General features: G+C 45.9%; 16 protein-coding genes. 15 read left to right on the top strand and 1 reads right to left on the bottom strand.

The window, feature by feature from the left end; all coding sequences use genetic code 11:
* Window positions 1–177: 177 nt before the first annotated feature.
* From mnmG to glmU, 14 genes are all read left to right on the top strand, one after another.
* Window positions 178–2,073, top strand: a complete 1,896-nt coding sequence (gene mnmG, locus R7E42_RS18930) for a tRNA uridine-5-carboxymethylaminomethyl(34) synthesis enzyme MnmG (RefSeq protein ID WP_005378901.1) — start codon at window positions 178–180, stop codon at window positions 2,071–2,073.
* Entirely contained in the window at window positions 2,073–2,708 is a 636-nt protein-coding gene (gene rsmG, locus R7E42_RS18935; protein ID WP_206225441.1) for a 16S rRNA (guanine(527)-N(7))-methyltransferase RsmG, read from the top strand. Before mnmG ends, rsmG begins: the two co-directional genes overlap by 1 nt.
* Before the next feature lie 10 nt (window positions 2,709–2,718).
* Window positions 2,719–3,492 carry a ParA family protein gene (locus R7E42_RS18940; RefSeq protein ID WP_005383838.1) on the top strand — a complete coding sequence of 258 codons (774 nt, stop codon included), beginning with the start codon at window positions 2,719–2,721 and terminating at the stop codon, window positions 3,490–3,492.
* 24 nt (window positions 3,493–3,516) lie between these two features.
* The gene (locus tag R7E42_RS18945) at window positions 3,517–4,398 is read left to right on the top strand and encodes a ParB/RepB/Spo0J family partition protein (protein WP_017821562.1); all 882 of its coding nucleotides are present in this window, start codon (window positions 3,517–3,519) and stop codon (window positions 4,396–4,398) included.
* A gap of 189 nt (window positions 4,399–4,587) precedes the next feature.
* Window positions 4,588–4,977, top strand: coding sequence for a F0F1 ATP synthase subunit I (locus R7E42_RS18950; RefSeq protein ID WP_005378921.1), 390 nt, complete (start codon window positions 4,588–4,590; stop codon window positions 4,975–4,977).
* A gap of 8 nt (window positions 4,978–4,985) precedes the next feature.
* Window positions 4,986–5,798: a F0F1 ATP synthase subunit A gene (gene atpB / locus R7E42_RS18955; protein ID WP_005378922.1), complete on the top strand. Its 813-nt coding sequence runs from the start codon at window positions 4,986–4,988 to the stop codon at window positions 5,796–5,798.
* Between the two features lie 57 nt (window positions 5,799–5,855).
* A complete protein-coding gene (gene atpE / locus R7E42_RS18960) occupies window positions 5,856–6,110 on the top strand; it encodes a F0F1 ATP synthase subunit C (RefSeq protein ID WP_002540812.1) in 255 nt (84 codons plus the stop codon).
* A 74-nt stretch (window positions 6,111–6,184) separates the two neighbouring features.
* Entirely contained in the window at window positions 6,185–6,655 is a 471-nt protein-coding gene (gene atpF, locus R7E42_RS18965) for a F0F1 ATP synthase subunit B (protein WP_005378929.1), read from the top strand.
* Between the two features lie 14 nt (window positions 6,656–6,669).
* A complete protein-coding gene (atpH, locus tag R7E42_RS18970) occupies window positions 6,670–7,203 on the top strand; it encodes a F0F1 ATP synthase subunit delta (protein ID WP_017635596.1) in 534 nt (177 codons plus the stop codon).
* Window positions 7,204–7,216: 13 nt separating this feature from the next.
* Entirely contained in the window at window positions 7,217–8,758 is a 1,542-nt protein-coding gene (gene atpA / locus R7E42_RS18975; protein ID WP_005378931.1) for a F0F1 ATP synthase subunit alpha, read from the top strand.
* 44 nt (window positions 8,759–8,802) lie between these two features.
* Window positions 8,803–9,669, top strand: a complete 867-nt coding sequence (gene atpG / locus R7E42_RS18980) for a F0F1 ATP synthase subunit gamma (RefSeq protein ID WP_005378932.1) — start codon at window positions 8,803–8,805, stop codon at window positions 9,667–9,669.
* A 35-nt stretch (window positions 9,670–9,704) separates the two neighbouring features.
* Complete coding sequence (gene atpD / locus R7E42_RS18985; RefSeq protein WP_005383849.1) at window positions 9,705–11,108, top strand: F0F1 ATP synthase subunit beta; 1,404 nt, start codon at window positions 9,705–9,707, stop codon at window positions 11,106–11,108.
* Window positions 11,109–11,126: 18 nt separating this feature from the next.
* Entirely contained in the window at window positions 11,127–11,549 is a 423-nt protein-coding gene (locus R7E42_RS18990) for a F0F1 ATP synthase subunit epsilon (RefSeq protein WP_005378937.1), read from the top strand.
* A gap of 149 nt (window positions 11,550–11,698) precedes the next feature.
* Complete coding sequence (gene glmU / locus R7E42_RS18995; protein WP_017635597.1) at window positions 11,699–13,060, top strand: bifunctional UDP-N-acetylglucosamine diphosphorylase/glucosamine-1-phosphate N-acetyltransferase GlmU; 1,362 nt, start codon at window positions 11,699–11,701, stop codon at window positions 13,058–13,060.
* An 80-nt stretch (window positions 13,061–13,140) separates the two neighbouring features.
* Here the strand turns inward: glmU and R7E42_RS19000 are convergent, their stop codons facing one another.
* On the bottom strand, window positions 13,141–13,881 hold the full coding sequence (locus R7E42_RS19000; protein ID WP_064354428.1) for an amino acid ABC transporter permease: 741 nt from the start codon (window positions 13,879–13,881) through the stop codon (window positions 13,141–13,143).
* A gap of 115 nt (window positions 13,882–13,996) precedes the next feature.
* On the opposite strand from R7E42_RS19000, the gene R7E42_RS19005 reads away from it, so the two are divergent.
* Window positions 13,997–14,773 carry a transporter substrate-binding domain-containing protein gene (locus R7E42_RS19005; RefSeq protein WP_005378944.1) on the top strand — a complete coding sequence of 259 codons (777 nt, stop codon included), beginning with the start codon at window positions 13,997–13,999 and terminating at the stop codon, window positions 14,771–14,773.
* The last annotated feature ends 43 nt before the right edge of the window (window positions 14,774–14,816 follow it).

The raw sequence follows: 14,816 nt of genomic DNA on the forward strand, positions 1-14,816 counted from the left end.
AATGGTCGATCCTAATAGTAGATCTAATAAAAGATCATATATATAGATCTTATATATATTTATCTTGAAGCTTAAAACGGATAAAACGAGAAAACGTTTTTCTCTCTGGCATAAAGCAGGTAAAATACTGCTCCTTTATCTGTCCATTAAATCCCTTTGAATACCTGAGGTCAGTTCATGCTTTATCACGAAAACTTTGACGTCATTGTTGTCGGTGGCGGACACGCAGGAACGGAAGCCGCGCTCGCATCTGCACGCACAGGACAAAAAACGCTTCTCCTTACCCATAACATCGATACATTAGGCCAGATGTCTTGTAATCCGGCGATCGGTGGTATTGGTAAAGGTCACTTAGTAAAAGAAGTAGATGCTATGGGCGGTTTGATGGCTGAAGCCATCGACCATGCAGGTATTCAGTTTCGTACACTAAATGCCTCCAAAGGTCCTGCAGTACGAGCAACTCGAGCTCAAGCCGATCGCGCTCTGTACAAAGCGTACGTTCGTAATGCATTAGAAAATGCGCCTAACTTAACGTTGTTCCAGCAGTCAGTTGATGATCTGATTGTTGAACAAGATCGCGCAGTTGGTGTGGTAACTCAAATGGGACTTCGCTTCCATGCGAAAGCCGTTGTGCTAACCGTGGGTACCTTCCTTGGTGGTAAGATCCACATAGGTATGGAAAGCTCGTCTGGTGGTCGTGCCGGGGATCCACCATCGATCGCATTAGCGGATCGACTGCGTGAACTGCCGTTCCGTGTGGATCGTTTAAAAACAGGTACTCCACCGCGCATTGATGCTCGTACTGTTGATTTTTCAGTGCTAGAAGCTCAGCACGGTGATAACCCAACGCCTGTATTCTCGTTCATGGGCAAACGTGAACAGCATCCGCGTCAGATTCCATGTTTCATTACCCACACCAATGAACAAACTCACGATGTGATCCGTAGTAACTTGGATCGTAGTCCAATGTACGCAGGTGTGATTGAAGGTATTGGTCCTCGTTACTGTCCGTCTATTGAAGACAAAGTGATGCGTTTCGCTGACAAAAACAGCCACCAAATCTTCATTGAGCCAGAAGGCCTAACCACGCACGAGTTATACCCTAATGGTATCTCGACCAGCTTGCCATTTGATGTGCAAGTACAAATCGTGCGCTCAATGAAAGGGTTTGAAAATGCACACATCGTTCGCCCAGGTTATGCGATTGAATACGATTTCTTCGATCCACGTGATTTGAAGCAAACGTACGAGACGAAGTTCATCCATGGTTTGTTCTTTGCTGGCCAGATTAATGGCACGACTGGCTACGAAGAAGCCGCAGCGCAAGGCTTGATGGCGGGCCTAAACGCAAGCTTGTTTAGCCAAGACAAAGAAGGCTGGAGCCCACGTCGTGACCAAGCTTACATGGGCGTGTTGATTGATGACTTATCGACCATGGGTACCAAAGAGCCGTACCGCATGTTCACTTCTCGTGCGGAATATCGCCTGCTACTTCGTGAAGATAATGCCGATTTGCGTTTAACGGAAAAAGCGCGCGAGCTAGGCTTGATTGATGATGTTCGTTGGGCTCGCTTTAACGAGAAAATCAACAATATGGAAACGGAGCGTCAGCGTTTGAAAGCAACGTGGATGAATCCGAAGTCAGAGGGTGTTGATGAGCTGAACAAGCTGCTGAAAACCCCAATGGCCCGTGAAGCGAGTGGTGAGGATCTTCTGCGTCGTCCAGAGATCACTTATTCGCAACTGACGCAACTTGAAGCGTTTGCTCCTGCACTTGAAGATCAGCAAGCGGCTGAGCAAGTTGAAATTCAAGTGAAATACGACGGTTACATCAAGCGTCAGCAGGAAGAGATCGAAAAATCACTGCGTCACGAAAATACCAAGTTACCTGCTGATTTGGATTACCGCGATGTAAAAGGTTTATCAAACGAAGTCGTTGCTAAACTGAGCGAGGCCAAACCAGAGAGCATCGGTATTGCATCACGCATTTCTGGTATTACGCCTGCTGCAATTTCTATTCTACTTGTTCACTTGAAAAAGCATGGTTTGCTGAAGAAAGGTGAGGAAGAATAATGAGCGCATTGCGAACAAAGCTGGATTCACTGATCGCGAAAACCGATTTGGAAGTGTCAGAACAGCAACGAGAGCAGTTAGTTGGTTATGTCGAACTGCTCGACAAATGGAACAAAGCGTACAATTTAACATCGGTACGTGATCCGCTTGATATGTTAGTGAAACATATTCTTGATAGTATCGTTGTAAGCGCACACCTGCCCGGTGAGCGCTTCATTGATGTTGGTACTGGTCCGGGGTTACCGGGCATCCCTTTGGCAATCATGAACCCTGAGAAAACCTTCTTTTTGCTCGACAGTCTTGGCAAACGCATCCGTTTTATCAAGCAAGTTGTGCACACATTAGGGCTGAAAAACGTGACACCAATTCAAAGTCGTGTCGAAGAATTCCAACCTGAAGAAAAATTTGATGGCGTTTTGAGTCGAGCTTTTGCTTCAATGATAGACATGGTGGAATGGTGCCACCATTTGCCGAAACAAGAGCACGGGGTGTTTCTAGCGCTGAAAGGACAGCACCCTAAAGATGAAATGGATCAGCTTCCTGAATGGTGCAGTGTGACAGAGATCATATCTTTGGCTGTTCCTGAGTTGGAAGGTGATCGTCATCTAGTAATCTTATCGCGCAAGGGAAATTAGCGAGGTAATCGTGGGTAAAATTGTAGCAATCGCCAACCAGAAAGGTGGGGTCGGCAAAACAACAACGTGCATTAACTTAGCGGCTTCGATGGCGGCAACAAAGCGCAAGGTTTTGGTGATCGATCTCGACCCGCAAGGCAATGCTACGATGGCCAGTGGCGTGGATAAGTATATGGTCGACGCCACCGCATACGATCTTTTGGTCGAAGATACACCGTTCGATCAAGTCGTTTGTACCCAAACAACAGGGAAGTATGATTTGATCGCGGCGAACGGCGACGTCACCGCGGCAGAAATCAAATTGATGGAAGTTTTCGCTCGTGAAGTGCGTCTAAAAAATGCATTGTCCTCAGTTCGCGATAACTATGATTTCATCTTTATTGATTGTCCTCCTTCTCTAAACCTTCTTACAATCAATGCGATGGCGGCAGCTGACTCTGTGCTGGTGCCGATGCAATGTGAATACTTTGCGTTAGAAGGTTTAACTGCTCTTATGGATACAATCAGCAAGTTAGCGGCTGTTGTGAATGAAAACCTCAAAATCGAAGGTTTATTGCGTACCATGTACGACCCACGCAACCGCTTATCGAATGAAGTATCCGATCAACTTAAAAAACACTTTGGGAATAAAGTTTACCGTACTGTCATTCCGCGTAATGTTCGTTTGGCTGAAGCACCAAGTCACGGTAAGCCTGCAATGTACTACGATAAGTACTCCGCAGGTGCCAAAGCGTATCTTGCTCTAGCGGGCGAAATGCTCCGCCGCGAAGAAATCCCAGTTTAACTCTAACCTAAGGAATTCAATCCCATGTCTAAGCGTGGTCTCGGAAAAGGACTGGATGCGTTATTGTCGACCAGTTCGTTTGCTCGTGAAAAACAGCATATTGCATCGCATAGCCAAGAATTATCGGCAGACGGTGAGTTAACCGATTTAGCGATTGGTCAATTGCAGCCGGGCGTATACCAACCGCGTAAAGACATGGCGCCTGAAGCGCTAGAAGAACTAGCGGCTTCGATTCAATCACAAGGCATTATTCAACCAATCGTGGTTCGCCAGGTCGAAAGTGGTCAGTTTGAGATCATCGCAGGTGAACGCCGCTGGCGTGCTGCAAGGCAGGCGGGTTTAAAACGCGTGCCGTGTTTGGTGAAAAAAGTTGAAGATCGTGCCGCCATCGCCATGGCGTTGATTGAAAACATTCAACGTGAAGACTTGAATGTGATTGAGGAAGCCCAAGCGCTTGAGCGTCTACAAGATGAATTCACGCTGACACATCAGCAAGTGGCCGATGTGATTGGTAAATCAAGAACGACGGTGAGTAACCTATTACGTCTGAATCAGTTGGAAGTTGATGTAAAAGGTCTGGTTGCAGATAAAAAATTGGAAATGGGTCATGCTCGAGCTCTGTTAGCGTTAGAAGGCGAACAGCAAGTCGAAGTAGCTCAACAAGTGGCTAAGAAGCAAATGACTGTTCGCCAAACCGAACAGTTAGTAAAAAAGTGCTTAGCCCCACAAAATGAGCAAAAAGGGCAACAAGAGGATACCGAAGCCGAGCAAATGTCGCATAAATTGAGTCAGCTGCTTGATGCAAAAGTTTCTCTGACCCGTTCTGCAAACGGAAAAGCGAAATTGACGATAAGTCTTGATGAGCCTCACAAATTGGACCAACTAATTGCCAAGCTTGAGGCCTAGATGAGATAATTGATTTAGGTCAATTAATCTAATTAATCGAATTTTGTGCGAAAGTTGTCGTTTTGTAAACAAAACTGTAAGTTTTTGATGCAATCGAATTGCTTTACGTTGAACTGAACGTATAATTTTCGCCAATTTCCCAGCACAGAGAGTTAAGTGCGAAGTGGATATTACTAGAGGTACGAATACATGGTAGCTGCGTTAGCTAGACCAGGACGAGAGCTCGCAAGGCAATTGTTAATGATCCAGTCTGGCGCGGTTATTTTTGTGGCAGCAGGAATGGCGGTAGCCATAAATCCTGACTGGGGATTTTCAGCGCTGATTGGCGGAGGCATTTTTGTTGTTGCCAATGCAGTATTCGCGCTGTGTGCTTTCATGTTTAGTGGAGCTCGCGCTGCCAAGCGCATCGCTGCTTCCTTCTATACGGGTGAAGTACTGAAAATTCTCATCACGGTTGCACTGTTCTATGTTGCCTACATGTATATGCAGGTGGAACTTGTTCCCCTCAAACTAACCTATTTGCTGGTACTAGGTATTAATATCTGTGCACCAGTGCTATTCATTAACAACAAAAAATAGGATGAGTTATGGCTGCGCCAGGTGAAGCGCTAACATCGTCCGGTTACATTGCCCACCACCTTTCTAACCTATCGCTATACAAGTTGGGTTTAGTAGGGTCGGAGACAAGTTTCTGGAACGTACATATCGATAGCCTGTTTTTTTCTTGGTTTACTGGTTTAATCTTCCTCGGAATTTTTTACAAAGTAGCAAAGAGAACAACAGCGGGTGTACCGGGTAAGCTTCAGTGTGCTGTAGAAATGATCGTTGAATTTGTCGCCGATAACGTCAAAGACACGTTCCATGGACGCAACCCACTGATCGCGCCTTTAGCACTGACTATCTTTTGTTGGGTATTTTTGATGAACGTGATGGACTTAGTTCCTATCGACTTCTTACCATACCCAGCAGAGCATTGGCTAGGTATTCCTTACCTTAAGGTTGTACCGTCTGCTGATGTGAATATCACCATGGCTATGGCTCTAGGCGTTTTTGCATTGATGATTTACTACAGCATCAAAGTAAAAGGTCTAGGTGGATTCGCAAAAGAACTTGCACTACATCCATTCAATCACCCACTGATGATTCCGTTTAACCTACTAATTGAAGTGGTATCGCTATTAGCGAAACCTCTATCACTTGGTATGCGTCTATTCGGTAACATGTTCGCGGGTGAGGTTGTATTCATTCTTTGTGCGGCAATGCTACCATGGTACTTACAATGGATGGGTTCACTACCGTGGGCAATCTTCCATATCTTGGTTATTACGATTCAAGCCTTCGTATTCATGATGTTGACAATTGTTTACCTGTCAATGGCACACGAAGATCCTGATCATTAATTTTTTTAAAGCTTTTTATTTGGGCACTAAGCCAACAACTATAAATTGGAGATAGTAATGGAAACTTTACTGAGCTTTTCTGCAATCGCCGTAGGTATTATCGTCGGTCTTGCTTCTCTTGGTACAGCGATTGGTTTCGCACTGCTAGGTGGTAAATTCCTAGAAGGTGCTGCACGTCAACCAGAAATGGCTCCTATGCTACAAGTTAAGATGTTCATCATCGCGGGTCTACTTGATGCGGTTCCAATGATCGGTATCGTAATCGCGCTACTATTCACTTTCGCAAACCCATTCGTTGGTCAACTAGGTTAATCACCTTTAACTCGGGACGGGCGATTATCGCTTGTCACTGATTAACACTAAGTCCAAATAGAGGGGTAGCTGTTGTGAACATAAACGCAACTCTGCTAGGTCAAGCAATCTCGTTCGCACTATTTGTGTGGTTCTGCATGAAGTATGTATGGCCACCATTGATGCAAGCGATCGAAGAGCGTCAGAAGAAAATTGCTGATGGTCTTCAAGCAGCAGAACGTGCTGCGAAAGACTTGGATCTAGCACAAGCCAACGCTTCTGATCAATTGAAAGAAGCGAAGCGCACAGCAACTGAGATCATCGAACAAGCGAACAAGCGTAAGTCTCAAATTCTTGATGAAGCTCGCGAGGAAGCTCAGGCAGAACGCCAGAAAATCCTAGCGCAAGCAGAAGCAGAACTTGAAGCTGAACGCAATCGTGCACGCGATGAGCTGCGCAAACAAGTTGCTACTCTGGCTGTAGCTGGTGCTGAGAAAATCCTTGAGCGTTCTATCGATAAAGATGCGCAAAAAGATATTCTCGACAACATTACTGCAAAACTTTAAGTCTGGGGGCGCATATGTCTGATTTGACTACTATCGCACGCCCCTATGCTAAAGCAGCCTTCGACTTTGCTTTAGAGAAAGACCAGTTGGACCAATGGGGCCAAATGTTATCTTTTGCTGCTGAAGTGGCCAAAAACGAACAAATGAACGAACTACTAACGGGTTCGGTTTCTGCTGACAAAATGGCAGAAATTTTTGTTGCAGTTTGCGGCGAACAAGTTGATGCGCACGGTCAAAACCTTTTGAAGGTAATGGCTGAGAATGGTCGTTTAGCGGCCCTTCCTGATGTTTGCACGGAGTTTTTTACTCTGAAAAAAGAACATGAGAAAGAAATTGATGTTGAAGTAATTTCAGCAACAGAGCTTTCTGATGAACAACTTGCAAACATTGGCAGCAAACTTGAAAAGCGTCTTGAACGCAAAGTGAAGCTGAATTGCAGTGTAGATGAGACCCTACTTGGTGGGGTTATTATTCGAGCCGGAGACCTAGTCATCGATGACTCAGCGCGTGGTCGTTTGAACCGCCTGAGCGATGCATTGCAGTCTTAATGGGGATTGGAGCATGCAACTTAATTCCACGGAAATTAGCGATCTGATCAAACAACGTATCGAATCTTTCGAAGTTGTTAGTGAAGCTCGCAACGAGGGTACTATCGTATCGGTAAGCGATGGTATCATCCGCATCCACGGCCTAGCGGACGTGATGCAAGGTGAAATGATTGAATTACCGGGTGGCCGTTATGCACTGGCACTTAACCTTGAGCGTGACTCGGTTGGTGCGGTTGTAATGGGCCCATATGCTGACCTTAAGGAAGGCATGAAAGTTACAGGTACTGGCCGCATTCTTGAAGTGCCAGTTGGTCCAGAACTACTAGGCCGCGTAGTAAACACGCTGGGTGAGCCTATCGATGGTAAAGGTCCAATCGAAGCGAAAATGACTTCGCCTGTAGAAGTGATCGCACCAGGTGTAATCGACCGTAAATCGGTAGACCAACCTGTGCAAACTGGTTATAAGTCAGTTGACTCAATGATCCCAATCGGTCGTGGTCAGCGTGAGCTTATCATCGGTGACCGTCAGATTGGTAAAACAGCACTGGCGATCGACGCGATCATCAACCAGAAAGACTCTGGTATTTTCTCTATCTACGTAGCAATCGGTCAGAAAGCATCGACTATCGCTAACGTTGTTCGCAAACTAGAAGAGCACGGCGCACTACAAAATACTATCGTTGTAGTTGCATCAGCTTCTGAATCTGCAGCGCTTCAATACCTAGCGCCTTACGCAGGTTGTGCGATGGGTGAATACTTCCGCGATCGCGGTGAAGACGCACTGATTGTTTACGATGATCTATCTAAGCAAGCGGTAGCTTACCGTCAGATCTCTCTACTACTTAAACGTCCACCAGGCCGTGAGGCATTCCCAGGTGACGTATTCTACTTACACTCGCGTCTACTAGAGCGTGCAGCTCGTGTAAACGAAGAGTACGTAGAGCGTTTCACTAACGGTGAAGTGAAAGGTAAGACTGGTTCTTTGACTGCTCTTCCTATCATCGAAACTCAAGCAGGTGACGTTTCAGCATTCGTACCGACTAACGTAATCTCGATTACCGATGGTCAGATCTTCCTACAAACTGAGCTATTCAACGCTGGTGTTCGTCCTGCTGTTGACCCTGGTATCTCAGTATCTCGTGTAGGTGGTTCAGCTCAGACGAAAATCATCAAGAAACTATCAGGTGGTATCCGTACAGCACTAGCTGCATACCGTGAACTAGCGGCATTTGCTCAGTTCTCTTCTGACCTTGATGACGCAACGAAGAAACAGCTAGACCATGGTCAAAAAGTTACAGAACTAATGAAGCAGAAGCAGTACGCTCCAATGTCTGTATTTGACCAAGCTCTAACTATCTTCGCGGCAGAGCGCGGTTACCTTGATGATGTAGAACTTAACAAAGTTCTAGATTTCGAGGCGGCTCTACTATCGTACGCTCGCGGTCAATACGCTGAACTAGCAGCTGAGATCGACAAGTCTGGCGCTTACAACGATGAAATCGAAGCTCAGTTGAAGAAACTGACTGACGACTTCAAAGCAACCCAAACTTGGTAATTAGGTCGGTGGCAGTTTCTGCCACCAACTAACGGAGAGTAACGATGGCCGGCGCAAAAGAGATACGTAATAAAATCGGTAGTGTTAAAAGCACTCAGAAAATTACGAAAGCGATGGAAATGGTAGCAGCTTCAAAAATGCGTCGTTCTCAAGATGCAATGGAAGCTTCTCGTCCATACGCTGAAACAATGCGTAAAGTGATCGGTCATGTGGCTAACGCAAACCTAGAGTACCGTCATCCGTACCTAGAAGAGCGTGAAGCTAAACGTGTTGGTTACATCATCGTTTCGACAGACCGTGGTCTGTGTGGTGGTTTGAACATTAACGTGTTCAAAAAAGCCGTTACAGACATGCAAGCATGGAGAGAGAAAGGTGCTGAGATTGAGCTAGCCGTTGTTGGCTCAAAAGCAACAGCTTTCTTTAAACATGGTGGCGCAAAAGTTGCGGCACAGGTTTCTGGTCTTGGAGATAATCCAAGCCTACAAGACCTAATCGGCTCTGTTGGCGTAATGCTGAAGAAATACGATGAAGGTGAACTGGACCGTCTATATGTAGTATTCAACAAGTTTGTTAATACTATGGTTCAGCAACCAACGATCGATCAATTGCTACCTTTGCCTAAATCGGACAGCGAAGAGATGCAGCGTGAGCATTCATGGGACTACATCTATGAGCCTGAACCAAAACCTCTACTGGATACGCTATTAGTGCGTTACGTAGAGTCTCAGGTATACCAAGGTGTGGTTGAGAACCTTGCTTGTGAGCAAGCGGCTCGAATGATTGCGATGAAGGCTGCAACGGATAACGCAACCAGTTTGATTGACGATTTGGAACTTGTGTACAACAAAGCCCGTCAGGCTGCGATTACACAAGAACTATCAGAAATCGTTGGTGGTGCAGCTGCGGTTTAAGCTTAGGTAAAACGAAATAGTTTAGAGGATTAACGATGGCTACAGGTAAGATCGTACAGATCATCGGTGCGGTAGTCGACGTAGAGTTCCCACAGAGCAATGTACCTAGTGTATATGACGCTCTAAACGTAACGGACTCAAAAGAGCGTCTAGTTCTTGAAGTTCAACAACAGCTAGGCGGTGGCGTAGTTCGTTGTATCGTAATGGGTAGCTCTGATGGTTTACGTCGTGGAGTTGAAGTGGTTAACACTGGCGCTCCAATTTCAGTACCAGTAGGTACTAAAACTCTAGGTCGTATCATGAACGTCCTAGGTGACGCGATTGACGAGCGTGGTGAAGTGGGTGCGGAAGAGGTTTACTCTATCCACCGTAGTGCACCAAGCTACGAAGAGCAATCAAACGAAATTGCACTTCTAGAAACGGGCGTTAAAGTAATCGACCTAATTTGTCCATTCGCTAAGGGTGGTAAAATCGGTCTATTCGGTGGTGCAGGTGTAGGTAAGACCGTTAACATGATGGAACTTATCAACAACATCGCACTACAGCACTCAGGTCTATCAGTATTTGCTGGTGTTGGTGAGCGTACTCGTGAAGGTAACGATTTCTACTACGAGATGCAGGAAGCGGGCGTTGTAAACGTTGAGAAGCCTGAAGAATCAAAAGTAGCGATGGTTTACGGTCAGATGAACGAGCCACCAGGTAACCGTCTACGTGTTGCACTGACTGGTCTAACAATGGCAGAGCGTTTCCGTGACGAAGGTCGTGACGTACTACTGTTCATTGATAACATCTACCGTTACACACTTGCAGGTACAGAGGTATCAGCACTACTAGGTCGTATGCCTTCTGCGGTAGGTTACCAGCCAACTCTTGCAGAAGAGATGGGTGTACTCCAGGAGCGTATCACGTCAACGAAATCAGGTTCTATCACGTCTGTACAGGCGGTATACGTACCAGCGGATGACTTGACTGACCCGTCTCCAGCAACAACGTTCGCGCACTTGGATGCAACGGTTGTACTTAACCGTAACATCGCTGCAATGGGTCTATACCCTGCGATCGACCCGCTAGATTCAACATCTCGTATGCTTGATCCACTAGTCGTTGGTCAAGATCACTACGAAGTTGCTCGTGGTGTTCAGCAGACTCTTCAGCGCTACAAAGAGCTGAAAGATATCATTGCTATTCTAGGTATGGACGAGCTATCTGAAGAAGATAAGCAAGTTGTATCTCGTGCACGTAAGATTGAGCGTTTCCTAACTCAGCCTTACCACGTAGCAGAAGTATTTACAGGTGACCCTGGTATTTACGTACCTCTAAAAGAGACTCTACGTGGCTTTAAAGGCCTACTAGCTGGTGAATACGACGACATTCCTGAGCAGGCATTTATGTACTGCGGTAGCATCGACGATGCTATTGAGAATGCGAAGAAGCTATAAGGCTAACTAGGAGGCGATATGGCAGCAATAACCTTTCACCTAGACGTAGTAAGCGCTGAGAAGAAAATCTTCTCTGGTCGTGTTGAAACGTTTCAGGTGACCGGTAGCGAAGGTGAACTTGGTATTTTCCATGGTCACACACCGCTGCTGACCGCTATCAAGCCTGGTATGGTGCGTATTGTGAAACAGCACGGCCACGAAGAAATTATTTATGTTTCTGGTGGTATGGTAGAGATTCAGCCTGGTACAGCGACTGTACTAGCTGATACAGCTATCCGTGGTGAAGAGCTAGACGCAGCGAAGGCAGAAGAAGCCAAACGCCGCGCTGAGGAGCAAATCCAGAATCAGCATGGTGACATGGACTTCGCACAAGCGGCCAGTGAACTGGCTAAAGCCATTGCTCAGCTACGAGTTATCGAGCTGACAAAAAAGCGTCGCTAAGCTCAATTAGCAACGTTGCATGAAAAAAGGCGGCCAATTGGTCGCCTTTTTGATTAATTTTAGTTGGAAATTTACATCCCACCATTAACTAATCCTTCCAAGGTGTTTAAAATAACGCCCAATTAAAATAGAACGTCAATAGGTTATTAATGAAATTCAGTGCTGTGATCCTTGCTGCGGGTAAAGGTACCCGTATGTATTCAAACATGCCTAAAGTGCTACACACTTTGGCAGGGAAGCCAATGGCAAAACATGTGATTGATACATGTACAGGTCTTGGCGCACAAAACATCCACTTAGTATATGGTCACGGTGGTGATCAAATGCAGCAAACGCTAGCAGAAGAGCCTGTAAACTGGGTACTGCAAGCGGAGCAACTAGGTACAGGTCATGCGGTTGATCAAGCGTCTCCGAAGTTTGAAGACGATGAAAAAGTACTGGTGCTTTACGGTGATGTTCCACTGATTTCAGCTGAAACGATTGAAAACCTATTAGATGCACAGCCAACAGGCGGTATTGCACTACTAACAGTGATTCTAGATAACCCGACAGGCTACGGTCGTATTATCCGTAAGAATGGTCCTGTTGTGGCGATCGTTGAGCAAAAAGATGCAACAGAAGAACAAAAACAAATTAAAGAGATCAACACTGGCGTGATGGTTGCGACTGGTGGGGATCTTAAGCGTTGGTTGTCTGGCTTAAACAACAACAACGCACAAGGCGAATACTACCTAACTGACGTTATTGCAGCTGCACACGATGAAGGTCGTGCCGTTGAGGCAGTACACCCAGTCAATGCCATTGAGGTGGAAGGGGTCAACGACCGCGCACAGCTTGCTCGTCTAGAGCGTGCTTTCCAGTCAATGCAAGCTCAGAAACTACTAGAGCAAGGTGTCATGCTACGCGATCCAGCACGCTTTGATTTGCGTGGTGAGTTACAGTGCGGTATGGACTGTGAAATCGACGTGAATGTTATCATCGAAGGTAAAGTTTCACTGGGTGATAACGTAGTTATCGGTGCGGGTTGTGTACTGAAAGATTGTGAAATCGACGACAACACCATCGTTCGCCCTTACAGTGTGATTGAAGGTGCAACGGTTGGTGAAGAATGTACGGTTGGTCCATTTACTCGCCTTCGTCCTGGTGCTGAAATGCGTAACGATTCCCATGTGGGTAACTTCGTTGAAGTGAAAAATGCGCGCATCGGAGAAGGTTCAAAAGCGAACCACCTAACTTACTTAGGTGATGCAGAGATCGGTCAACGTACTAACATCGGTGCAGGTACTATCACTTGTAACTACGATGGTGCGAACAAGTTTAAAACTATCATCGGTAATGATGTTTTTGTTGGTTCTGATAGCCAGCTGGTGGCGCCTGTCACTATCGCTGATGGCGCAACCATCGGTGCAGGCACGACACTAACAAAAGATGTTGAAGAAGGTGAGTTAGTAATTACTCGCGTCAAAGAGCGCAAAATTACTGGCTGGCAGCGTCCTGTAAAACAGAAATAAGCAATACCTGCACTCTATCGCTATATTGTCAAAGCCGTTCAACAAGAGCGGCTTTGTTGTTTCTAGCTCAGGCTTCATCGTTAGTAACTAGGAATAGCAATACGGTTTTCGAGCCAACGAACGGCTTGAGATACAAATAGGATGAGTAACAAGTACTCCAAAACGAGGAAGGTATAAATCTCTAAGGGTAAGTACTCATTCACCACCAGCTCATTAGCACGGCGAGTGAGATCGCTTAAACCAATCACGCTGACTAAAGAACTCATCTTGAGAATGTAGACAAATTGATTGCCCAGTGGAGGGAGGATTTGTCGAAATGCTTGGGGAAGAATTACCAAGCGCATCTTTTGCCAATAGCTTAAGCCCAAAGATTCAGCCGCTTCATGTTGGCCACGGCTGATAGCTTGTATCCCACCGCGAAACACTTCCGCCATAAACGCACTCTCAGCGATAGTCAGTGCAATAACACCCGCCCAAAAGTGATTGAGTGAGACATCCAATAGTGTAGGCATGCCGTAATACACCCAAAGTAGTAAGACTAAAACTGGCACTGAACGGATCACCTCGACATAAATACGGTTTATCCACTTCAGAGAGGCAGAGTCCGACAGAGCGGGTAAGGCAACGATCAGGCCCAAGCTCATCGCAAATAACATACTGAGGAGTGATACCTGAATGGTGTCATTAAACCCAGCGATTAAAAACTTTAGATTGGTGAGCCCTTGATCCGTCGAAGGGTCAAGTACATACCAGCCCCATTGATAATCAGAACAACCAGTGAGTAATAGCAGTGAAAACAGCCATAGAGTTCGAAACGTCACATTTACTCCCTGAATTAACTAAAAAACTTCCTTTGTTACTGCTATGTTATCAGTAGAGCTCTAATAAAGGTTAATTATTAAACCGTATAAGGTCATTATTTTTAAGGGAATAAAAATGAGAAAGATTTTACTAGTGCTAGGAATGTGTTTGCTTGCTGCGACTCAAGTCGCTCACGCTGAAAGCCGTCTTCAATCCATTTTAGACAATGGCGTACTCCGAGTTGGAACGACGGGAGATTGGAATCCGATGACGATGAAAGACCCCGCGACAAACAGTTATCGTGGCTTCGATATCGATGTAACAACAGAACTTGCTAAAGATCTCGGTGTAAAAGTGGAGTATGTGCCCACGGATTGGAAGACGCTAGTTAATGGCATTACCGCCAACAAATACGATATTACTGGCAGCGCATCTCTGAACATGTCGCGCGCGAAAGTAGCTGGATACAGCCAGCCGTATTTCTACCTTGCCTTTGTACCTGTGGTGCAAAAGAAAGATCTCGCCAAATTTTCTGATTGGGCGGATTTTAATAAACCAGAAGTAAAAGTCGCGGCGACGTTAGGTACGGTACAAGAAAAAATGGTGAAAGAGTTCTTCCCGTCTGCTCAGCATATTGTTATTGAAGCGCCAGCGCGCGACTTCCAAGAACTACTAGCTCGCAGGGCCGATGTATCGGTGACGTCCAATGTGGAAGCAGCGACGTTGGTGGATAAGTTTAAACAGTTGGCGATAGTGCCAGTGACCGCACCGCGTAAACCAACCCCAATTGCTATGTTGTTGCCGCAAGACGATCAAGTATGGATTAATTACATCAATCACTGGGTAGAGTTGAAAAAGACTCAAGGCTTTTTTAAGCAGACTGCCAAGAAATGGGGGTTGAAAAGCTTATAAACAGAAAGAGCCGCATTGCGCGGCTCTTTTTATTATCTGAACG

The sequence above is a fragment of the Vibrio sp. Vb1337 genome (genome assembly GCF_033338715.1).
Taxonomy (GTDB): domain Bacteria; phylum Pseudomonadota; class Gammaproteobacteria; order Enterobacterales; family Vibrionaceae; genus Vibrio; species Vibrio alginolyticus.